Here is a 23073-nt window from a genome sequence, read left to right on the forward strand (position 1 = left end):
TGTCAAACTCTTATACTCTATATTTTTTTCTATTCTTAAACCAAAGAATTTTCCTTAAAAAAATTTCTTGATTTAAACTTTATTTAAAGTTTTTTAATAGGAATTGATTTTAAAAATAAATGTTTTCTCGCATTAAAACCTTTCTATTATTCTTAATTTTATATTTTCATCTTCTCTTAATACCTCTACTTTATATCCACTGGCACACTTAGGCTGATATGTATAAAAATCTTTTCTTTCTTCCTCAAATATTTCTAAAAGAGTGGCTATGGTTCCTCCATGTGAAATTACTAAGGCTTCCTCTTCATGAGACTTTTCTATTAATTCTATTAGGTTTAAAAATTCCTCTTTAATCCTTTTTTCAAAAAGCTCTCTAGATTCTCCATTTAAACAAGGCACCTTTTTGCTTTCATCTAAAATCCAATTTAAGTAGTCATTGTTTTCCTTAAGCATTTCATAAGATTTAAGTTCAAAATCTCCAAAGTCATATTCAGAAAGCCCCTTAAAAATCTCATATTTTTTATTTGGATATATGTATTCAAAGGTTTCATTAGCCCTTTTAAATCCACTTGTAAAATTCAAATTACAATTTGGATAAATTCCAAGGGCTACCCTTTCTTTAATTTCCTTTATTCCATTTTCACTTAAAGGTACATCACTTTTGCCACAATAAAGTCTTTCCTCATTACAGTAAGTTTTTCCATGTCTAATTAAATAAAGTTTCATTTAATATTCTCCCTTTAACTTTGTGCATATTCCAAAGAAAATCCTATAAACTGCCTCACTTTCCTTACTTAGAAACTGAAGTACTTTTCCAGTTTCATCTCTCCAAAGTCTTTCTTTTTTATTGGAACTATACCACTTGTTATTTCATCACAAATCACTATCTTTCCTCTTAAATTTTCTAAATTATCTTTAAAATAATTTACTGCCTCTTCTTCATTTAATACCTTATTATAAATAAACTTATCTATTCCATATATAACCTTTTTTGAAAAATCAATTTCTTCTTTATATGAAGTATTCTCATAATTCTTTAACTCTTTAAGTTTTCTACAAAAGAAAATCTCCTCATCCTTTATATTGAAATTATCCTTAACATATTGAAGCTTACCATTATAAGCTCCCCCAAAGAAAAGTTTCATATTTCCCCACCTTTCAAACACCTTTTAGTTTATTATAAAATAGCTAGTAGTATTATCCCTGTAAACTCTACTAAAGTAAGTATGTAGCCAGCTACATCCCCATTTATTCCTCCAAGCTCTTTTTTCATCTTTTTATATAGTATCATTCCTATAAGTCCCATAATTAAGATTACTAGTCCATATTTAAATCCTAAAGCAAAATATGCAACTAAAAAAATAAAACTATACACCAAAATTAAAAAAACTGCATCCTTTTTACCAGTACCCTTTTTAAAGAATTTACCTAAAGAACTTTCTCCAATCATTTCTTTACTTATTATTAAATATCCAGAAATACATCTAGATACAATTGGAATTAATATTAGTATAAGCATATTTATCTCTTTCTTTAAAAGAGTTTCCATGCCACTAAATTCAATTATTAAAAGTAGTACTAAAGAAATTGCAGAAAATGCCCCAACCCTTGAATCTTTTAATATTTTAAGTTTAGTTTCCCTATCTCTTCTTGATAACACTGCATCAGAAACATCCATAAATCCATCTAAATGTAAAAATCCAGTTGTGAAACATGGAACTCCTATAAGTAGTGATGCCATAAGAATGGTTGAAATATTTAATTTATGTAATATAAAGTATGATAAATACCAAATACATCCTATTAATGCCCCTATTAATGGATAAAATCTCATTATGTATTTTGATGCATTCTCATCCCATTCATATTTAGGAAGTGGAATTACTGTAAACATGCTAATTGCCATATTTAATGCCTTATATAAGATTTTCACTTTCCAACATCTCCTTTCCCTTATGTACTATTAAATTGCCAAAAGAAGCCTCTATAACCACATCATAATTTTTTGCAAGGTTACAAGTTATATTCCCAAGCTCTCTTCTAAAATTCTCAGTATAAGAATCGTAAATTATACAGTCACTAAAAACATAGTCTGAAACTATGACCATATTTTTAACCTTATTCCCTAACTCCACTATATGATTTATAATCTTGCTTGCTATAAACTCATTAAAGTTTTCATTATTAAACATCTCATTTGTTACTAAAGATGTTAAACTATCTAAAAGAACAGTGTCATTTTCAGAAAAAGTTTCAATTATTTCATTTAAATCTCTGTGTTTTTCAACGGTTTCAAAGTCATAATCCTTTCTATTTTCTAAGTGATTCTCTATTCTTTTTAAATCTTCTAAATCATAAGGATTCATTGTTGCTATATAATAAAGAGTTCCTTTTTCTTTTTTGCTTAATCTATAACTAAAAAGCTCTCCATAGCTAGATTTACTACTCTTACTTCCCCCTATTATTAAAATTTTCATACAAACTATATTTCCTCCACTCATACTACTTTATAAAACTTAGTAATATTATTTTGACTTTATATTTATTTTTATATAAAACTTTAGAAACTATTTACCAAACTAAGTAGTTTCAAAGAGTTAACTAAAAATAAACATGTCTTTAAAATAAAATTTATCAACTTTTTAAATCTAACTCTATTTTTGATATAATAAATTAATTAGATTTTAAGGAGATAAAAATGATTAATGAAAATAAATTCAAAAAAATAACAAAACTAGGTGGTCTTAATAATACTAATTTTCTCTTAGAAAATGATAATTTTAAGTACGTACTTAGAATACCTAGCAAAGAAAATAAAAATTCTTTTAAAAAGGAGCATTATATCTTAACATTTGCATCCCTTAATGAACTTTCACCACCTATTATATATCATAATGAAGATAATGGCCTATTGATAAGTAAATTTCTAAAAGATTCAAATGTTAGTTTTTCTAAGTTTACTTCTTATGAGTTTTTAGAAAAACTAAGTTCAACACTTAAGAAGTTTCATAAACTAAAGGCTCCATTTTACTTTAATCCTTTTAACCTAATAAGAGAAAATTTAAAATTTTTAAATGAAAATAACTTTGAATTTCCTAGGGAGGTAGCTCCTCTTTTACATAAACTTAATTATTTAGAAGAAAAGCTTAAGGAAAATAGATTAATTGGACTTTGTCATAATGATCTTAATTCATCCAATGTACTTTATTATGATGATAAAGCATATCTTATAGACTTTGAATTTTCTGCTATGGGAGATATATTCTTTGATTTAGCTACACTTTCATGGATGCTTGAAGAAAAGGAAAGATATTTTTTACTTAAATCTTACTTTGGATATTATTCACAAAGTCTTATGAATAGGCTTACTGATTATCTTTTTGTTGTCAAACTTTGGAATGCTTCTTGGAGCTTTATAAAATCATTAGACTCTGATTCTACATATGACTACAGATTAGGCGGAAATATGATACTAGATGACTTATACCCTAATTATTTATCTTAATAAAGAGCTCTATTTTAAACTAGTTTTGATTTTACATAGAACTTAAAGAATAACTAAAATAAAAACCTTCTTAAAACATAGCAAAAAATCCAACAAATTAATGTTGGATTTTTATTTCAAACACATTCTAGTAACTAATTTAAAAGTTACCCCTAATAAATTATTTAGTTTTATTAAATGTAACACAAATTCTTGAAATGTAAGTTTAAAAAATTGCGGTTTTTTAAAAGTAAAATTTCTAAAATTAGTTTTTAATTAGTGATTACACCCATCATGATTACAAGTATGTGTTCTTGAAAACTCACTTAATTGACCTAATTTTAAAGCTTCTAAGTTAGCCTCAATATTTTCTTCTAAGGCTTTATAAACCTTAATTCCCATGGAATTTAGTTTGTTAATTGCCCCACTTCCTATGCCACCTACTATTACAGCATCTACAGTTTCTCCTGATAATGCTTTTATAGGCTGACATTTTCCATGTTCATGACCTAAATCTCCATTACCTACTGTTTTAACTTCATTATTTTCTAAATCTACTATTATAAATGTTGGAGCAGTACCAAAGTGACCATATGGAAGACTTTTTAATCCTTCATTACTTTTAACTGGAAAACAAACTCTCATTAACTTTTCCTCCTCAAACTTATTAATATTAATACATTTTATATGTTTACAACCCTTTATACATTTTTCATAAAGTTGTTCTTTTTTATTCTCTTCATCATTTACAATATAATCAATTAATCTAGTAATACTCTCAAGCTTTTCTATGTTTAGATCGTACATGATGTGATAACCAATCTTATATCCAATAATTAGATTTGCATCCTTTAAAATTTTTATCTGCTGAGAAACTGCTGACTCAGATATTTCAAGTTCTCTAGCAATCCCCTTTGCACACATGCTCTTGTTCCTTATAATATGGAGAATGTTTATTCTTGTTTCATCTCCTAGTGCCTTAAAAATTTTAATTTTTTCCTCCATAAAAACTCCTTCTTTTATCAAAAGTTTTTAATTAAGTATTTCCTTAATTAAATTTTACTACTCTAAATTTAAAATTGCAATACTTTTCGCAAATTTAATTAAGCATTTTCTTAATTAAATTTAGCAGGGATTATTTTAAAAGCCTAACTATAAAACTCTTCTATTATCTCAACTACTTCTATTCTTCCATCTACAATAGTTTCAATAAGTTGATTTTCACAAGGTTCATTATTCCAATAGGCCTTAGCAAATTCAAATTGCTTATTTATTGAAACTGTCTCTGTTTTTATATTATATGAATTACCTTCAAAGTATCTTCCTGTAACTTTAAGTTTGACTATTTGGAAAGTAGGTCTTCCAAAGTAAATAAAGCTTTCCGCCCATTTTTTAGCATCTTCTAACTTTTTTGATACATACAAACAAGCCATTCTTGATGGTACTTTCTTATTTTCTCTTTTTCTTTCTATTTCTAAAATTAATTCTCTATATCCTTTAGTTGCCCACTCTAAATAATTAGAAACTACATTAGTATCCTCTTCATTTAAACTAAGTTTTCCATCCTTTATTCTTTCTTTTACTATTTCTAATGCTGTTTTACCTTTTGAATTTCTAAACTCAAAGTCATAAGTTCTGTTATAAACTCCATTTTTATGATGCTCATCAAAAACTATAACTTGTCCAATCTCCATAGGTTTTTCAGTAACAACATGATAAAAATATTGTTCTTCTCTCATATTTTCTCCTTTTATCAATAAACTATATTATTTTTCTAATTCTTCTTCAAAAACTTTAGAAATTCCAAAACTTCCAAATTCTTTGTTTCCTAATAAGCTAAATACCATTTTTTCATTTGGATATATTGATGAAATAAATGTTACTCCTGGATCTTCACCCTGTAAATAATATTTATATATTTTATCTTCTCTTTTAATAATCCAAATTCCATAGCCATAATAAACATCATAATTTACATAAATCTTTGGAGTTAGAATATTCTTAGTCATTTCTTTATTTAAAAGTTTATAGCTTAATAATCCATTCCAAAACTTATTCATATCCTCTTCCGTAGTGAATATTCCTCCATCTCCTCCACCCACAACAGGTATTGAATAAATATTGCTTTTAAACTTATTTTCTCCTATTTCTTCATAACCATAGGCACAGTTTTCAGGAAGCATATCCATAGCATAATATCCTGTATTTTTCATATCTAAAACATCTAAGATATTTTCCTTAACATACTTTGAAAAAGCTTGTCCACTTACTTTTTCCACAACTAAAGATAAAATTACAAAAGCTGAATTGTTATAAGAAAACTTCTCACCTGGCTTTGATTTCATATATCCTTCTTTTAAAATTTTAAGAAAATCCTTTGGCTCTCTTAAGGTGTACATAGGAGTTTTCTTCCAAATTTCCGAAAAATCATCCATTATATCTTCATCAAAGTAATCTGATATTCCAGAAGTATGAGTTAAAAGTTGTTCTATTGTTATGGAGTTATCATAATTAGGTAGGTCAATATAATCCTTAAGTAATGAATTGAAACTTAACTTTCCATCCTGAATTAATTTACAAATAGCTAATGAGGTGAAACCCTTAGCCCCTGATGCAATTCCAAATTTCGTTTCTAAATTATTTTCTCTCTTATTAAATAAATCAGCATATCCTTCTACCTTTTGAAATAATATTTCTTCATCTTTTCTTAAGCTTACAACCCCTGAAAAGTTCTTTGTTTCTTCTATTTCTTTTATTAAATTCTCAAATTTTTTCATAATACAATCACCTATTTCATTAAACAGTATACTTAAACCTTTACTTTATACCATAAAAAGTACTATAAATACTTAATTACTCACTATATTCACCATCTTTCTTTTTAATACCATATAAAAAAAATTATACCATTAAAAATTTTAAATATGCTATAATTAATATTGGAAATTTTTAAATAAAATAGGAGATGATTTTTTATGGCTGTAGCAATAGTTCAGCAGCAACAACAACCAAATGATAAAATCACCATTGATTTAAATAACTCCAAAGTTGTTGTAAATAAAGATAATAAACAAACTAATTCTTCTAAAAAAGAAGAAAATAATTCCAAAATAACAAACAATAATCTTAATACTACTAATGATTTAAAAGAAAATCAGTCTAAAACCAATGTAAAAGTTAAAGATGAGTCAAAGGTTAAAAATGACATAAATAATAGTAGTAAAAAAAATACGAAGGCTGAAATAAAAAAAGAGGTTGCATCTAATAAGCCTGTTATGGAAACAATTAAGTTACCTACTCCAAAACCCTCTAGATTTATTTCCTTTGCATTATCTCCTTACGACTTAAATGGATATGCATCAGAAATAAACAAAAAGTTATATGAATATGAAAAAGTTAAAAGTAATCAAGCTGCTGCTATGAAAGAAGCTATTAGATTACACAATGGAGATCCAAGCAATACTTGTGTTTTCTTCCAATCTTCTTGTTTAAGAGCAATAGGAGTTCCTGTACCAAATAATATTGGTTATACTTCTGTTCTTTGGAATTGGTTAGAAGATAATAATTGGGAAATGCATAGAGACTTTGGAAACATACAAAAAGGTGATATTATCTTTGCTGGAGAATATCATACAATGTGTTTTATGGGATGGAAAGATAAAGCCAATGGAATTGCATATGTAATGGGAAATGAAGCTTATACTGAAGGAGAATCATATTCAAATCGTAATATGAATGGACAATCATCTGCTGAAGAAAATGGATGGAATAATCAATATAAAGCTACAAGATATTATAAATACAAAGGTACTCAAATAAAAGGAGATCCTAATTCAGATACTTCTAATATGAGTAATGTTGTTTACAATTCAGAATATCATAAATTCACAGTTACTCCTTTAAAAGGGTCTGTAATTGCCAAGCAAGATGTTTACATAAACGAGAAACCTTTTCCTACAAGCCAAGGAATTAAACCTATAGGACTTGCTCATGGAAAAGAGGAATTTAGTGTTATAGGGAAAACATCAAATGGATGGTATGAGGTTCTTTATAAAGGGGAAAAGGGATACATAAGTAATAAGTACACTAATTATATAGAAGAAAAAGATTCTTCAAAGGATAAACAAGTTAATAAAATTAAGCCAAAGACTGAAAACAAACCTGTAACTCCTGATAAAACTATTAAGCCTACTGATAATACAAATAAAAAAGAAAAATCAGTAGAACCAATTACCCCTTCAAAACCTAGTAATAAAGTTAAACCTACTGAGCCTAGTAAGCCAGCTGAAAAAATCATAAAAACAGCTTATATAAAAGCTAATGGTGGGTTGTGGTTACATTCATCTCCAAATTCATCCTCCTCTTCTAGAATGAGTTTAATGGGAAATGGAGAAAAAGTTACTATTTTAGACAAAAATGATTTTTGGTTTAAGGTTAATTATAATGGAAATACAGGATGGTGTTCAAAGAAATATTTAAGCACTCCTACAGAAATAAAAATTCCATCAACAAAACCTGTAGAACCTAGTAAGCCAATAGCTAAACCTAATAAACCTGCGGAATCTAATGAATCTAATATAAAAACAGCATATGTGAAAGCAAATAGTGGGTTATGGTTACATTCTAATAAGGATTCTTATATTTCCTCTAGATTAACTATTATGGAGAAAGATTCAAAGGTTATAATATTAGAAGAAAGTGGCTCTTGGTTTAAAGTTAATTATAATGGTAAAACTGGATGGTGTGCAAGAGAGTATTTAACTTCACCAAAGGCTTTACCTACAGAAAGTCAAAAGCCATCAGAACAAAGTAAAGAAGAAAAACCATCAAATAAAGTTTCACAGACTAAACCTAATAAACCTAGTGAAGCATCATTAAAAACAGCTTATATAAAAGCTACTGGTGGATTATGGTTACACTCTAGTCCTGATTCTCATATTTCTTCTAGATTAACTATTATGAATAATGGAGAAAAAGTCCAAATTTTAGATGAATCTGGCTCTTGGTATAAGGTAAACTATAATGGAAAGATGGGTTGGTGTTCTAGTAAGTTTTTAAGTGAACCATCACAAAGTTCTAAAGCTTCAGAAAGTAAGCCTAATAACCAAGTAACACCTACTAAACCTTTAGATACAAATCATAGTGAATCAAAAATTGAATCAGCTTATATAAAGGCTAATGGAGGATTATGGCTACATTCTACCATGAGTTCATCCTCAAGTTCTAGAATGACCATAATGGGTAACGGTGAAAAAGTCACTGTATTAGAGAAAGATGGGTCATGGTTTAAAGTTAATTATAATGGAAATATAGGTTGGTGCTCTAGGGAGTTCCTAAGTTCTCCTACTAGTTCAACTGTTATAACTACCCCTAATACTCAAAGCCTAAAAGTAGCTTATATAAAAGCCAATGGTGGATTATGGTTACACTCTGTTCAAAACTCTTCTCCTTTGTCTAGAATAACAATAATGACAAACGGAGAGAAAGTTAAAATCTTAGAAGAAAGTGGCGCTTGGTATAAAGTTGATTATAATGGAAATATAGGTTGGTGTTCTAGTAAGTTTATTCATTAAATAAAGATGTTTTTATTTATAACTTTAATTTAGATTTACATATAAACAATAGCAATAGGAATCTATCTTAAAAATATAATTTGATTTATGTAGAATATATTAACATAAATCAAATTATATTTTATTTAGGCTGCATTCAAGACTTTAAAATCAATTTTATTACATGTATTATAAGAAAGCGCTGAATGCAGCCTTTTATTATTATGGCTTTTATTCCTAATTCTCTTATGAATATTCAAGTTTTTATAGATTAATCAATTATTAATAACAAAATATATGTTGTTTAAATTAAGTATTATTATACAAAAAATCCCCCATGCTAATATTAAACATATTAATTGCTTGTCTTTTAGTATTAAATCAGTAGGATTTTCCACTTCATTCTTAGAATATATTAGATAGTAATATCTTATTATAGCCCAAATTACAAAGATACTCGTCCAAACAAATAGATTAATTGATGTTCCTAAAACACAATATATTGAGTAAAACACTATTGTGCATGTTAAAGATATATTTATTATTTTATCTAAAAATGTAATAGTATATTTTGATAAATTTTTTCTATGACTACTTGCCTCTTTACCAAGGGAAATAATTTCATTTCTTCTTTTGCTAAAACCTAAGAATAAAGATAAAAATAATGTACATAAAATTATCCAATTTGATGCAATCACTCCAGTGGCAAAACTACCAGCTAAAACTCTTAATATAAACCCAATAGCTATTGAAAATACGTCTATAATAACGAAGTTCTTTATTTTAAATGAATAAGCTACATTATTTATTAAATAAAGAATTATAATTACAAATATAGAAACTTTTAAACTAAATGATATGTATAAAGAAGTTATACAAAGTACTAGTCCAATTAATATGGCTTCTTTAATACTTACATTTCCACTAGCTATAGGTCTTTTACATTTCTTTGGATGCTTTTTATCTTTTTCCACATCTACAATATCATTCATTATGTAAACTGTAGAGGATATAAAGCAAAAAGCTATAAATGTAAGTATATTATTTTTTATAATATCAATATTAAAGAAATTATTCGAAAAAATTATTGGTCCAAATATAAATAAATTCTTTATCCAGTGCTTTGGTCTAAGAAGTTTAATTATGTATTTAATATTATTCATAATCTAAAGCCTCCTCATCTTCCTTTGAGTTAAAAGCAGTTATAGCAAGAATTATAAATATCCAAGATAAAGGATATGTATATCTATCTTGAGATTCTATAAGTAATAACTGTAGTGACATACCTCCAAAAATTATATAAAGAAGATCAATTAAGTTCTTTCTTTTTGACTTGTTTCTATATAATCCAACATATGATAATAAAATAAGTATAATGTAGAAACTTTGAGTATATAATACACCCTCTTTGCTAATTCTTATAATCATATTTCCATTTTCTTTACCTAGCATTTTTAGATAATCTATTTTATTATAAGCTTCATCTAATCCAGCTTCAGACCAATAATCACCTGCAAAACTTCCATTACTCCAAAAGTCTTTAAATTTTAAAACATAAAATTTTAAAAGTTTTAACTTAGGTGTATTAACTAATCTTTCTTTTATTATTTCTTTTGCAGCTTTATCTACCTTTTCATAATCTCCATTATATTTTTCAAACACTTTATGATCTTCCTCATTCCATCTACCACCAGACTTTATATTAGTTCCTTTTAACATAGAAATACTTGGAGGTTCTGTTCCATGCCAAAGGGGATATTCAGTTATATTAAGTTTTATAAGAAATGTACTTACTAAAACAAAAGGTATTATGAATGAAATTAATATAACTAAGCTATTTTTAAACTTAATAATAATTTTATCTTTAAAATAAATACATAAATACATTATGTAAGCTATGATGAAAACATATCCATTAGGCCTAAATAAATGAGATAAGCTTAAGAAGATTCCAGATAAACATAAATATGATATTTTTTCTTTATTATTTATTGACTTGAAAAACATAAGCACACTAAATAATAATAATGGCATAGCTAAGTTTTCTGAACAATAAACATTATTGTATAGTATCATAGGTGGATATAAGGCACTTATTAATAAAACCCAAATACTTTTCTTTTCATCTTTAAAAATCTCTTTAGAAATTAAATAAAGTATAACTATGTTAAACATTGAAAGTATTAAGTTTATAAGTCTTATAACTATTAAAGGGTTAGCAAAAAAATTTCTTATTAATGCAAAATAAAGCACTGTTAATGTCATATGTGGAAATCTTCCAAAGTAAGCTGTTCCTTTAAACATATAGCTAGTACCATTTAAAAACTCACCTGCACATATAAACATCCTATTAAAATCACCTATTGGAATACTATCTATATTTAAAAACCATAAAACTCTAAATATCAAGCCTATTAATAGAATAATGAAAATCAAGAGTTTTTTATTATAATTTTTCTTTAAATATAAAAACACAAATGTTACTAATGATATTGATATTATGGAAAATATTAATGAAGTAGCTGAGAATTCAGAATATGAATTCATGTACATAAGACTTCCCACTAAAATTAAAAGGAACAAAATTTTTAATGAGAAATTTAAAAAACTACTAAGCCATACATTTTTTTTCATTATAAACCTCCAATCTATATATTTTTTGTAAAATTAAATGGACTAATTTCATTTTTAAAAGCTAATTATAAAAGCAAAGAATTTCTTTATATAGAAATTAATATTGATCCTAAAATTATTAATACTGTACCAATAATTTTATTACGAGTTATTTTCTCACCTAAGGCTATTTTAGCTAAAAGCATAGTCCATATATAAGTCATAGCAGTAAGTGGTAGTACAATGCTATAAGGTAAATATTTTAGTACAAAGATATTTAACAGAGCTGCCGTTACATAGAAAATTCCACCAATATAAATCCTATAATTTAATATTAAAGATGTGAAGTTTTCAATATTTTCAGCACCTTTTTTAAAGAAGAAACCTCCTAATGCTCCTAAAAAGGTCATTATTGGAAAAACTAAATATATATTATTCATTTGAACCACCTCTTGCTATAAAAACAACTCCTATTATTATAATTATAATTCCTAAAAATTGTATAAATGAAATTCTTTCTCCTAAGAAGAAATATCCATTAATTAATGCAAATATATAACCTGTACACATTAAAGGATGTAAGATTGAAAGATCTCCAAATTTTAAAGCTATTATCATGCTTAGAGCGCCTAATCCATAGAGAATAAAACCTATGAGTAATAAAAGCAGGTTAGAATCAACTCCCATTTTCCAAAGTAATTGTCCAAAAGAAGTACATAATGCAGATAAAAGTATTAAAATTATTCCTTTAGTTAGATTTTTATTCTTCAAATTTAGTACCTACTTCCATTTTAATATTTCATACTTAGTGTTTGAATTTTTACTATTTATAAGGTATGCCTTATTAACAAGGTTAAACATTGGTAAGTCTGATAAAGAGTCAGAATAAGCAATAGAATTTTCTTTATCAATTGCTAAATTATGTTCTTCTAAGAACCTATTTATTCTTGAAACCTTTTCTTCACCTTTGCAGTTTAATCCACTTATTTTATTTATAAATCTATCATTCATAAATTCAAGATTAGTTCCTATTACATAGTCTATAAATTCTTCATCTTCAAAGTACTTTAAATAGCATTCTGGAGAAGCAGAAACTAGTAATATGTAGTATCCTCTACTTTTTAAATCTTTAATTTTTATTAATGCATCTTTATAAATCTTAGGTTTTAAAATTGTATTATAGAAGTCTTTTAAATCATCTTCATATAGATAATTTAAGGTGTAAAACATGCTTTCCTTTGCTTTTGTTGTATCTATTATTTTAGCTTTATATGCTAATAGTTTTAAAAATAATATAGGTAAATTAAAAGCTAAATAAGGTTTTTTCTTTATTGTGTATTTAAGTAAATCAAACATAGAATCACTATGTATCAATGTTTTATCTACATCAAATAAAGCTATTTTAATAGTATTCATCTTATTTCTCCTAAGTTATTTTAAATTTAATATTCCTTTTATAAATTTATAAAATATAATTTTGTATATAAGTATTTATATTAGTAAAATACTTCCCTTAGCATTTTACCATATTTAATCAAAAATTGAAAATATATTAAAAATCATTTTAATAATATGTATTTATATGAATTAAAACCCAGTAGAAAATTACTCTCTACTGGGTTTTATTAGAATTCGATTTTTATGAAATTATTATTTTTATAAGCTATTTCTTTAAAGCCTCAACAACCTCTATATCTGCTGGTATCCAATTTTGAGAATCTAACTCTTCCAATGTTACCCACTTAGCATCATTATGAACATTTAGACTTATTTCTCCACATACTATATCACATATAAAACAATGCATTGTTAAATGGAAATTAGGATAATCATATTCAACTGTAGTTAAAAATTCTCCCACATTTATTTCTAATTCTAACTCTTCTCTTATTTCACGCTTAAGAGCCTCTTCTTGACTTTCACAAGGTTCTATCTTTCCACCTGGAAACTCCCACATATCAATAAACTCTCCATACCCTCTACGTGTAATAAAAATCTTATCTTCTTTTTTTATTACTGCTGCAACAACTTCTATGTTTTTCATATCAATCTCCATATCTCATCTGTTTTAATTTTGAACTCTTTATTATTTTATAAGGTTTCTTATTTTTAATCAAATTTTCAGTAGAAATATGTAAATAATTATTCTAAGCCAAAATTCAATGAGCATTAACCATGTTCTATAAAAAAGTTAAAATCTAAATTTCAACCCTATCAACTAATGGTTTCCCATCAGCCCCTAATAAAGGAGTAATTACATTTTGTCCACTTCCAATTGTCATTAAATAATTCACCCCAGTTTTAGTGTCAACAATTACCTGTATCACACTAAATCCTAGTGATTGCTCTTCTTTAATGATAAATCTTTTATCCTTTTTCTCTTTTCCAAACATAATTTTTTCCTCTTTTCATGTTTATTTAAATAGCTATTTTTCGATTTCAACTTTAAATGTATCTATCTCTTTTGCTTTTATAAGAACTTTATTTTCTTCCATAGATTTATTTTCATTCTCATAAAAAACCTTTCTATGAGCCTTTAAATAATATTTATTTTCATCTGAAATCTCTATAATAATATTATCATTTAATCCTAATATATTTTTATCACTTTCAGAAAGCCTTTTTGATATAATAATCTTCCCATCATGAGAAAAAGTAATTAAATGCTTATCAAATAAAGAATCATGCTTTGAACATAATAAAAACCCATTATTAGGATCAAGCTTCTCTTCTTTTGAGCTCTTGCTCCAAGCTTTAATATGACTTGCTACTAGTAATTCTTTACAAGCTAGTCCACAAATCTTACATTTATCCTCTCTTTTTAATAATGCTTGTCTAAACTTATTTTGATTCTTTCTAGCCTTAATAACCCTCTCAACTACTTCTCCAACATCCTTTGAATTTTCAATATCTTTATGCGAAATATTTAAACCTAGCTTGTCCATTTCTTCCACAAAATCAATGCTATACTCTGTACTCATCTCCACATCATATCTTAAAGAAGTTTGTTTTATAAACTTAAGCTTAGGAACTCTAAGTTTAAGTTCTTCTGAATCTTCAAAGTCATTTATTTCATTTTTAAAAACTTTCTTCATTGTTGGAATCAACTTGTTCCAATTCATTCTAATTCCACCTGAGGCCTCTTTCTCTATATCAGCATTAAATATTTTTCCATCATAAATAAGAATAATCTCTTTCTTATGTCCATACTGAACATTTTCACATTCAAAAACTTTCCTAACCTTTATAGGAATATGACTTCCCCTCTTAAATGAAGATTTATCTAAATCCTTTATGGCATATTTAAACTCTTTATCATCATATTTCCATGATTTTACTCTACCCACTTATTATCCTCCAACCAAAAACTAATTAATATTATTTTATACCATTAATTATGATTTTATTATAACATTATTTGTATAATATTTCTTAAATTTAATCATTTAAGAGTATATTGTTTAAGATTATAGTATTAAAACTATTTTTATTTGATTTATCATCTTTAAAAATTCAGTATTTGTTGTATAATGATAAGATAAACAAATTCATTATAAGGGAGTATTATTATGAACAATTATTTGACACAAGAAAACATAAATAAGTTAAGAGAAGAATTAGATTATAGAATGTCTGTTGTTAGGGCTAAAATTGCAAAGGAAAAGCTTGAGGCTGCAGCCCATGGAGATAGATCAGAGAATGCTGAATACAAGGAGGCTTGTAGAAATTACAGAGAAAATGATAATAGAATACAATATCTTTTAACTATGATTTCTACTGCAATCGTAGTTGAGGATGAATCAAAGGATAAATCAGTTTTAGGTTTGAATAGCAAGGCTAAAATAAGATTTGTTGAGGATGATGAGGAAGACATTATTACTTTAGTTACTACTTTAGATTTAGACCTTGAAAATATGTGCATAAGCATAGAATCAGATTTAGGTAAGGCTTTAGCTGGGAAAAAGGTTGGAGATATTGTGGAAGTTGCAGCCCCTGGTGGAAGTTATTCAGTTGAAGTTTTAGAAATACTTTAAAAAATTCAAAGGTTTATATTATATAAAAAAGAGAGTATGAATTTTCATACTCTCTTTTGGAAAACTTAGTTATTTGCTTTATATTCTTCTAAAGCTTTTGCAAGTTGATCTGGACAAGATGTTCCTTTTCCTCTACAATCTATTCCTTTTAATCTAGAAATAGCTTCATCAACTTCCATCCCTTCTACAAGTTTAGAAACTCCCATTAAGTTTCCTGGACAACCATTTATAAAGGTAACATTCTTTATTTTGTTATCCTCAATGTCAAATATTATTTCTTTGGCACAAACACCTGTAGTCTTATAATTCATTCTAAGTATCTCCCCTAAATTATTCATATTAAATTATAGCAATTATTTTAATGTAGCTATAACTTCAATCTCTATTTTAGCATCTTTAGGCAATTTAGCAACCTGTACTGCACTTCTAGCTGGTTTATTTTCTGAGAAATAAGTTCCATAAACTTCATTCATTCTAGAGAAGTTATTCATATCATCTAAAAAAACAGTTGTTTTTATAACATTATTCATAGATGTTCCAGCTTCTTCTAATATTGCCTTAATATTTTCTAATGATTGAGCTGTTTGTTCTTCTATTGACTCTGCCATTTCACTTGTTTTAGGATTTAGTGGAATTTGACCAGAAGTATAAACTAACTCTCCTATTATAATTCCTTGTGAATAAGGTCCTAGTGCTCCAGGTGCCTTGTCTGTTTTTATGATTTGTTTTTCCATATAAAACATCTCCTATTCTTCAATACATTTGTTTAATGTCTACACCTTAATTTTAATACACTAGAACCTTAAATTCAATTGTTATTAACTATTTATTCTTATTTTCCCTTTTAATAGTTTTTTCACTAACCTCATCTAAAGTCTTAGGTTCTAAATTTTCCTTATCATCAACAAATCCTTTTGTCTTAGTTGTTGGATTATTTAATATACCAGCCATAACAAGTATTGACAAAATAGCAGTTACTATTTGACTGTAATTATCAGGTAAAATATGAATCTTAAATCCTTCAAGAACAAGAGGGATCAATGCAAAAATAGATACCCAAAGTCCATAATTTTTAAATCTTTTCAAATCTAACATAAGATTTCCCTCCAACAAATATAATCATAGTTCATTATATTCAAGGAGGCTATGATAGTAACTAAAAAAATTTTTAAAACTATCTTTTTTTAAAAATTTTATATATCAGCCATTATAAGTCTAGCACTTCCTGAATTAGTAGCTAGTGGAACCTTATAAACATCACAAAGTCTAAGCAACGCACTTATGTCTGGTTCATGAGGCTGAGCTGTTAGTGGATCTCTTAAAAAGATTACCATGTCAACATCATGATTTGCTATCATTGCTCCAATTTCTTGATCTCCACCAAGTGGGCCACTTTTACATCTTTTAATATCTAATCCTGTATTTTGCATAATCTTTAAACCAGTTGTTCCAGTTGCAACAAGAATATGTTTTTTTAACTTGTCCTCAAATTCCTTTGATAATTCAATCATTTCTTCTTTCATCTTGTCGTGTGCTATTAAAGCTATTTTCATAAAAATATCTTCCTTTCCCTATTTTCTATGACTACCTCTTAATTAATTATATATTAACTCTAGAATTCAAACAAGATTTCACTTTTGTTGAAGACTTTCTTTTAACAAAAGCAATCTTTATTAAAAACTTTTATACAACTATTTTTGATTCAAACTTAACGACTAACTCAAAATCAAAGCCACTATAAATTATAAATATATTATAAAAACTGTACTAAAAGTACTAAGTAATTAATATAACTTAGAAAAAATTTAGTTAGATATACTTAAAAATTTCTTTAAGTTTAAATTCATAATTAAAGTAAAATAAAAAAACAAACTAAAATAAAAATAGCCATGTAGATAAACTACATAGCTATTTTTATTTTTAAGCTTCTTCATAAAATGCTTTATAACATTTTTTAGTTTCAAATATATCAGCCTTTGAAGCCACTTCATATGGTGCATGCATATTTTGAAGTGCAACTCCACAATCTATTACTTCCATATTGTATTGTGCTAAGATATAAGCGATTGTACCACCGCCACCTTGGTCTACTTTACCAAGCTCAGCTGTTTGCCATACTACATTATTTTTATCCATTATATTTCTTAAGTGAGCTAAATATTCAGCATTGGCATCATTACATCCTGATTTTCCTCTAGCTCCAGTATATTTACTAAATACAACTCCATTTCCAAAGTATGCAGTATTTTTCTTTTCACATACTGATGGATAATTTGGATCATATGCAGCTGTAACGTCAGCTGACAACATAACTGAGTTTTGAAGGCATCTTCTAAGCTTAAGTTCTGAATACTGTCCCATTCTATCCATAAGCTCTGCAACTATGTTTTCAAAGAATCTAGATTGCATTCCAGTAGCTCCAACACTTCCTATTTCTTCTTTATCAACTAATAAAGCCACGCAAGTTTTATCAACTTCTCCTAAGTCCATAATAGCCTCTACTGAAGTATAAGCACAAATTCTATCATCATGACCATAAGCTAAAATCATACTTCTATCTAATCCATAATCTCTTGCTTTTCCTGCTGGAACTATCTCTAATTCAGCAGAAACAAAATCTTCTTCTGTAATACCATATTTTTTATTTAATAGAACTAGGATATTAGCTTTAACTGCCTCTTTTTCCTCTGTGTCTTTTAGTGGCATACTTCCAACTAAAACATTTAAATCTTCTCCTTCAATCACCTTAGACCCTGTTTTACCAAGTTGATCTGCTGAAAGGTGAATTAAAAGATCTGAGATTCCTATTACTGGATCACTATCCTCTTCTCCAATTACTATATTAACTTTAGTTCCATCTTTTTTGATAACTACTCCATGTATTGCAAGTGGCATAGTAACCCATTGATATTTTTTAACTCCACCATAATAATGAGTATCTAATAATGCTAATCCTGAATCTTCATATAAAGGATTTTGCTTAACATCTATTCTTGGTGAATCTATATGTGCACCTACTATTCTTAATCCTTTTTCTAAGGCTTCTTTTCCAACTTTGATTAAAGTTATTGTCTTATCCATATTTACTGAATATAACTTGTCAGAAACTTTAACCTCTTCTCCATTTTTAATAATTTCATTAAGGTTTTTGAATCCATCTTTTTCAACTTGTTTAACGATTTCAGATACACACTCTCTTTCAGTTTTTGCAACTGACATAAAGTTTCTGTATCTCTCACTTAAAGAAAATACTTCCTTCATATCGTTTTCTTCATAAATTCCCCAGGCATTTTTTTCATCTCTTTTTAGATTTTTTATATCTTCCATAACATTGCCCTCCTTAATCTTTTCTTAATTTAATTTTAAACTTTAAGAAAATTTTTGTCAAACTACAAAATTTTTCTTTTTTTAAATAACAACAGTAGAAATATTGCCATAAAAATCAAAACGCCTATTAGTCCATAAAAGGCATATGGACAGGTTTTAAAGGGCATAGAATCAAAGCCCATGGAAAATATTGCTGTTATTAATTCAAGAGGAAGAAAAACGGCTGTTATAATGGTAAAAACCTTCATAAGTTCATTAGTTTTATTAGCAAGTTCAGATTCATAAGCTTCTCTAACTATAGCAAGTTCTTGAGATAAGGTATCTAATGAATTTATAAGTTTTTCTATTTTATTACTTATGTTTTTAAAATAAATAATATTTTCTTTTTCTATTACTCCATTTTCATTTAAAACTAAAGAATCTCCTATATATCTAATAGGTTTTATTAATTTTCTTAATTTATAAGCTTCTCTTCTTGTGAATAAAAGAGAATTTAAATAAATACTATCTGGATTCTTAAGAATTTCAAGTTCTATTCTATCTCCTTCACTTTCAAGCTTAGAAATTATATTATAATTACTTCTTATAATCCTATCTAATAGATAATAAAGAATTATGGAAGGGCTTTTATCTCTCTTAAAAAGATTACTATTTTTCCCAGCCTTGATATCCTCAATTAATTCATATAGAATTGATATATTACTTTTATAAACAGTTACTATGAAGCTTTTTCCTAGAAATATATCAAGTTCCTTTGATATTATCTGATTACCTTGTTGCTCTAATATATCTATAAGTATAAATATATAATCTTTAAAATAGTCTATTCTTTGCTCCTGCTTATAATCTATACATTCTCTTATACATTCATAAGAAAATAACTCTTCTAAGAGATGCACTTCATCCTCTTCCATAAGTATCCAAGCTGGAAACTCATCTAAATTCCAACTTTCTTCAATTTTAAAATTTTCTTTAATATTAAAAATAACCATATCATCACCTTTTAATTATGATATGGTTATATTTTGTGTAATTTATTTAATTTTAATCAAAATAGAAAATTCTAATTTATATTATCCTTTTCCATACTCTCTAACATTCTCTTTTCAATAATATCTACTGGAGTAATATCAGACATTCTTTGATATCTATAGTTTGCAGCAGCTGCTTCTATTATCACAGCTATATTTCTGCCTGGTCTTATAGGAACTCTTAATTTTTTAACCTTAACTCCTAAAATATCTTGATATTCATCATTAACACCTAATCTATCATAATCTCCATCATCTTTCCAATGTTCAAAATGAATTATGATTTTGATTTGCTTAGAGTTTAATATTGAACTTAACCCATAAAGAGCAGACACGTCAATTATTCCCATTCCTCTAACTTCTAACATTCCAAATGTTATTTTTGGTGATCTACCTATTAAATCTCCATCAATCTCTTTTATATCTACAGCATCATCTGTTACTAACCTATGTCCTCTTTTAATAAGTTCTAAGGCAGTCTCACTTTTTCCAATACCACTTTCTCCTGTTATTAACATTCCTATACCATAAACATCAACTAAAACTCCATGTAATCTTGTTTCTGGAGCCATTTTATCTGATAAATACATTGTAAGTTTACTTATGAACTTAGTTGTTATCATGTTAGTTCTAAGAATCCAAAGGCTTCTTTTTCTAGCTGCTCTAATAAGTTCATCATGTATTTCTAAATCTCTAGTTATAACAAGACATGATATATCAAAAGAAAAGAACTTACTTAATCTTTTCTTTCTTAAATCTGTAGACATGTCTTCTAAGAAACTCCACTCAGCTTTACCAATAACCTGAATTCTCTCTGGAGCAAAATAGTTATAAAAACCTGCAAGTTGTAATCCTGGTCTATTAACATCGCTAACATTTATAGGTACATTTTGCTCTCCTGTTTGGACCACCTCAAGATTAAAATCCCTTATTAACTTTTCTACTGTAACACCCACATAAATCACCCTTAATTTTTCTTATTTTTTGGCTCTATCCCTTTTAATTGGTCTCTTAAATTATTTTTAAACCTATTTATATATTCTCTTCTAAGCTCTTCTCTCTCTTTATGCTCTTCTTCACTTAATCCTTCTTCTTTGTGTTTTTTATGTAACTCATTTATTCTTTTAGTTAACTCTTCTATATGCATTTTTCTTCTCCTTTGCTAATATAACTTTATTTATAATATTATTTTACATTTATATGTATTTTTTATCAAGAATTCTTTCTTATTTTAAACTCTTAATATAATCATATTAAGTATTTAACCAAAACTCTGTTTTAAGAGAGTTTTGATTTTATCTATACCATAAGACCTTGCTTATTAAGATGGTCTTATAGTTCTATGTAAAATAAAAACTAGTTTAAAACAGAGCATTAAATAAAAATTTTGATACCAACAAGTAAATTTTTTAGAAATTTTTCCATTTTTCCCCTTAAATCTTCTTAATTTATCCTATAATAGTTATATAATATTTATAGAATGACAAATTTCATATTATAAGGTATAAGTTATTTTGTAGACAAGGGTGGGATTTATGGATGATAAAAAAAATTCTTTAAAAAAACTTAGTAATTCAGATAAGGTTAAATTAATAAATAACTCCTTAGTTTTAGAAGGATTAACACTTAAAGAACTTTCAAAAAAACTAAAAATACAAAAAAAAGAAATAATATCTTTCATGGAAAAGGAAGGTTTCGTATTTAATTTAGAAGAAGGTTATTTTAAAAAGCCTTGTAATTCTTCTAAAATTAAGATTCTTTCAAACTCTATTAAGGATAATAAAGAAAATGAACCAAATGTTTCAAAGGAATATATTGCTAAAACAATTGATATTTCAACTGAAAACAATGGTTGTGACAGGGAAGATATTCAATCTTTATTAGATTCTCTAAGCAAAAAATTTAATATAAAAGAAGAAGATCCCTCAACCTTATTGCCGAAGATAAAAAACATAAAAAAAGAAGATGTTGAAATTAAAGAAGAAAAAGAGGATGTTTTAAAAGAAAAAAATAATCTAGAGTCTTCATACGAAAGTACAAAAGAAACTTCTTCTGAAGGTAATATGGATTTAACCCCTAAAACAATTGTTTTAGAAAGTCCAAGAGTTACTAGAATAGAAAGACATAAGAAGAATAAAAAAGGATTCTTTAAAAGTATTATTTCTTTGTTTAAAAGTATATTTTATCTAAAGTCCAATAAAGGTAAGAAGAAAAATAATTTAATTTCTACTACTAAAGAAGAAATATCTCTAAATAAAAAAGAGGTAGAACCAAAAGAAATTAATGAAAATATTAAATTTAAAGAGGACAAAAGCACCTTTTCTCCTACTTTAATAAAAGAAAAAGGGAATGAATTAGTTATTAATGAAGAGGCTTCTTTAGATGAAGTAAATGATAAAATATCCTCATTAAATGAAATATGCAAAGAAGCTTATGAAGAGATAGCAGCTGAACTTCACACTCTTGAAGATGATAAAAGGGATATTATTGATTTCTTTAATAGAACTTCTTCAAAAGAGAAAAATGAGAGTGTTTCTAAAGAGTTTTCTTTAAGTAAAATAAATGAAGAAAAAGATGAATATTCTTCTGAAAAGGAAGAATTACTTAATAGACTTTCAAAAGAAAATAAAAGCACAAAAATAAAATATGCTAAAAACATAACCCCTTCTAAAGTTAAGGATTGTAATTGTAATAAAAATCATAAAGATAATCTTCTTGATATTGATTTAGAGTCATTAAATTATTTAAAAAACGAAATTGTAAATCTTAAAATAGATTCTTCATTCATTGAAAACATAAAATCAAATAAAATTGAAGAAAATAATATAAATCCTTGTGATTTAGAAAAAAGAATTACTCTTTTAGAGAAAAAAGTAACTGAGCTTGAAAATTTCTTTATGGAAATTTTTCAAGGAATGCTTACAAAATAAAAAAACTCCTAATATTAGGAGTTTTTTTATTATAATTTATTTTAATCATAGAAAATAAGTTTTATACTTATACTATAATAATGTCACACTACTAACTTTAGG

General features: G+C 26.6%; 26 protein-coding genes and 1 pseudogene. 4 read left to right on the plus strand and 23 right to left on the minus strand.

Features of this window, described 5'->3' with window-relative positions; all coding sequences use genetic code 11:
• Positions 1-132: 132 nt before the first annotated feature.
• From Q1K13_RS07595 to Q1K13_RS07610, 4 genes and pseudogenes are all read right to left on the minus strand, one after another.
• Entirely contained in the window at positions 133-726 is a 594-nt protein-coding gene (locus Q1K13_RS07595) for a histidine phosphatase family protein (RefSeq protein WP_300349062.1), read from the minus strand.
• Positions 727-1145, minus strand: a pseudogene (locus Q1K13_RS07600) (bifunctional adenosylcobinamide kinase/adenosylcobinamide-phosphate guanylyltransferase). It lies immediately after the preceding gene.
• A 32-nt stretch (positions 1146-1177) separates the two neighbouring features.
• Positions 1178-1933 carry an adenosylcobinamide-GDP ribazoletransferase gene (locus tag Q1K13_RS07605; protein ID WP_300349065.1) on the minus strand — a complete coding sequence of 252 codons (756 nt, stop codon included), beginning with the start codon at positions 1931-1933 and terminating at the stop codon, positions 1178-1180.
• Positions 1917-2477: a bifunctional adenosylcobinamide kinase/adenosylcobinamide-phosphate guanylyltransferase gene (locus tag Q1K13_RS07610; RefSeq protein ID WP_300349068.1), complete on the minus strand. Its 561-nt coding sequence runs from the start codon at positions 2475-2477 to the stop codon at positions 1917-1919. The genes Q1K13_RS07605 and Q1K13_RS07610 overlap by 17 nt, the downstream gene beginning before the upstream one ends.
• A 221-nt stretch (positions 2478-2698) precedes the next feature.
• On the opposite strand from Q1K13_RS07610, the gene Q1K13_RS07615 reads away from it, so the two are divergent.
• Positions 2699-3505 carry a phosphotransferase gene (locus Q1K13_RS07615; RefSeq protein ID WP_300349071.1) on the plus strand — a complete coding sequence of 269 codons (807 nt, stop codon included), beginning with the start codon at positions 2699-2701 and terminating at the stop codon, positions 3503-3505.
• A 255-nt stretch (positions 3506-3760) separates the two neighbouring features.
• Here Q1K13_RS07615 and Q1K13_RS13035 read toward each other — a convergent pair whose 3' ends face one another.
• From Q1K13_RS13035 to Q1K13_RS07635, 3 genes are all read right to left on the minus strand, one after another.
• Positions 3761-4489, minus strand: coding sequence for a metalloregulator ArsR/SmtB family transcription factor (locus Q1K13_RS13035; protein WP_366522622.1), 729 nt, complete (start codon positions 4487-4489; stop codon positions 3761-3763).
• Positions 4490-4632: 143 nt separating this feature from the next.
• A complete protein-coding gene (locus Q1K13_RS07630) occupies positions 4633-5223 on the minus strand; it encodes a DUF2441 domain-containing protein (RefSeq protein WP_300349074.1) in 591 nt (196 codons plus the stop codon).
• Positions 5224-5250: 27 nt separating this feature from the next.
• The gene (locus tag Q1K13_RS07635; RefSeq protein WP_300349077.1) at positions 5251-6261 is read right to left on the minus strand and encodes a serine hydrolase domain-containing protein; all 1011 of its coding nucleotides are present in this window, start codon (positions 6259-6261) and stop codon (positions 5251-5253) included.
• Between the two features lie 198 nt (positions 6262-6459).
• Between Q1K13_RS07635 and Q1K13_RS07640 the strand changes: the two genes are divergently transcribed.
• Positions 6460-9057, plus strand: coding sequence for an SH3 domain-containing protein (locus tag Q1K13_RS07640; protein ID WP_300349080.1), 2598 nt, complete (start codon positions 6460-6462; stop codon positions 9055-9057).
• A 254-nt stretch (positions 9058-9311) separates the two neighbouring features.
• Here Q1K13_RS07640 and Q1K13_RS07645 read toward each other — a convergent pair whose 3' ends face one another.
• From Q1K13_RS07645 to Q1K13_RS07680, 8 genes are all read right to left on the minus strand, one after another.
• Positions 9312-10199 (minus strand): decaprenyl-phosphate phosphoribosyltransferase, encoded by an 888-nt coding sequence (locus Q1K13_RS07645; protein WP_300349083.1) that lies wholly within the window; start codon positions 10197-10199, stop codon positions 9312-9314.
• Positions 10192-11670: a glycosyltransferase family 39 protein gene (locus tag Q1K13_RS07650; protein ID WP_300349085.1), complete on the minus strand. Its 1479-nt coding sequence runs from the start codon at positions 11668-11670 to the stop codon at positions 10192-10194. Before Q1K13_RS07650 ends, Q1K13_RS07645 begins: the two co-directional genes overlap by 8 nt.
• A gap of 86 nt (positions 11671-11756) precedes the next feature.
• Entirely contained in the window at positions 11757-12089 is a 333-nt protein-coding gene (locus tag Q1K13_RS07655) for an EamA family transporter (RefSeq protein WP_300349088.1), read from the minus strand.
• Positions 12082-12420, minus strand: coding sequence for an EamA family transporter (locus tag Q1K13_RS07660; protein WP_300349090.1), 339 nt, complete (start codon positions 12418-12420; stop codon positions 12082-12084). Before Q1K13_RS07660 ends, Q1K13_RS07655 begins: the two co-directional genes overlap by 8 nt.
• Positions 12421-12429: 9 nt before the next feature.
• Positions 12430-13065, minus strand: coding sequence for an HAD family hydrolase (locus Q1K13_RS07665; protein WP_300349093.1), 636 nt, complete (start codon positions 13063-13065; stop codon positions 12430-12432).
• Between the two features lie 247 nt (positions 13066-13312).
• Positions 13313-13693: an 8-oxo-dGTP diphosphatase MutT gene (gene mutT / locus Q1K13_RS07670; RefSeq protein ID WP_300349096.1), complete on the minus strand. Its 381-nt coding sequence runs from the start codon at positions 13691-13693 to the stop codon at positions 13313-13315.
• 154 nt (positions 13694-13847) lie between these two features.
• Positions 13848-14042, minus strand: coding sequence for a DUF6440 family protein (locus Q1K13_RS07675; protein WP_300349099.1), 195 nt, complete (start codon positions 14040-14042; stop codon positions 13848-13850).
• Between the two features lie 33 nt (positions 14043-14075).
• Positions 14076-14996 (minus strand): HNH endonuclease, encoded by a 921-nt coding sequence (locus Q1K13_RS07680; RefSeq protein ID WP_300349102.1) that lies wholly within the window; start codon positions 14994-14996, stop codon positions 14076-14078.
• Between the two features lie 222 nt (positions 14997-15218).
• On the opposite strand from Q1K13_RS07680, the gene Q1K13_RS07685 reads away from it, so the two are divergent.
• Positions 15219-15683 carry a GreA/GreB family elongation factor gene (locus Q1K13_RS07685; protein ID WP_300349103.1) on the plus strand — a complete coding sequence of 155 codons (465 nt, stop codon included), beginning with the start codon at positions 15219-15221 and terminating at the stop codon, positions 15681-15683.
• 65 nt (positions 15684-15748) lie between these two features.
• Here the strand turns inward: Q1K13_RS07685 and Q1K13_RS07690 are convergent, their stop codons facing one another.
• The 8 genes from Q1K13_RS07690 to Q1K13_RS07725 form a co-directional block, all read right to left on the minus strand.
• Complete coding sequence (locus Q1K13_RS07690) at positions 15749-15994, minus strand: TIGR03905 family TSCPD domain-containing protein (protein ID WP_300349105.1); 246 nt, start codon at positions 15992-15994, stop codon at positions 15749-15751.
• A gap of 42 nt (positions 15995-16036) precedes the next feature.
• Positions 16037-16417, minus strand: a complete 381-nt coding sequence (locus Q1K13_RS07695; RefSeq protein ID WP_300349107.1) for a RidA family protein — start codon at positions 16415-16417, stop codon at positions 16037-16039.
• Between the two features lie 88 nt (positions 16418-16505).
• Positions 16506-16778, minus strand: a complete 273-nt coding sequence (locus Q1K13_RS07700) for a phage holin (RefSeq protein WP_300349110.1) — start codon at positions 16776-16778, stop codon at positions 16506-16508.
• Between the two features lie 98 nt (positions 16779-16876).
• Positions 16877-17236, minus strand: coding sequence for a methylglyoxal synthase (locus Q1K13_RS07705; RefSeq protein WP_300349113.1), 360 nt, complete (start codon positions 17234-17236; stop codon positions 16877-16879).
• Positions 17237-17603: 367 nt separating this feature from the next.
• Positions 17604-19010 (minus strand): aminopeptidase, encoded by a 1407-nt coding sequence (locus Q1K13_RS07710; protein WP_300349116.1) that lies wholly within the window; start codon positions 19008-19010, stop codon positions 17604-17606.
• A 62-nt stretch (positions 19011-19072) separates the two neighbouring features.
• Positions 19073-20002: a magnesium transporter CorA family protein gene (locus Q1K13_RS07715; protein ID WP_300349119.1), complete on the minus strand. Its 930-nt coding sequence runs from the start codon at positions 20000-20002 to the stop codon at positions 19073-19075.
• A 71-nt stretch (positions 20003-20073) separates the two neighbouring features.
• Entirely contained in the window at positions 20074-20997 is a 924-nt protein-coding gene (gene hprK, locus Q1K13_RS07720; protein ID WP_300349122.1) for an HPr(Ser) kinase/phosphatase, read from the minus strand.
• An 11-nt stretch (positions 20998-21008) separates the two neighbouring features.
• On the minus strand, positions 21009-21188 hold the full coding sequence (locus Q1K13_RS07725; protein ID WP_300349125.1) for a DUF896 domain-containing protein: 180 nt from the start codon (positions 21186-21188) through the stop codon (positions 21009-21011).
• A gap of 388 nt (positions 21189-21576) precedes the next feature.
• On the opposite strand from Q1K13_RS07725, the gene Q1K13_RS07730 reads away from it, so the two are divergent.
• Positions 21577-22971: a hypothetical protein gene (locus Q1K13_RS07730; RefSeq protein ID WP_300349127.1), complete on the plus strand. Its 1395-nt coding sequence runs from the start codon at positions 21577-21579 to the stop codon at positions 22969-22971.
• Positions 22972-23073 lie beyond the last annotated feature (102 nt).

The sequence above is a fragment of the Clostridium sp. genome (genome assembly GCF_029267215.1).
GTDB lineage: Bacteria > Bacillota > Clostridia > Clostridiales > Clostridiaceae > Sarcina.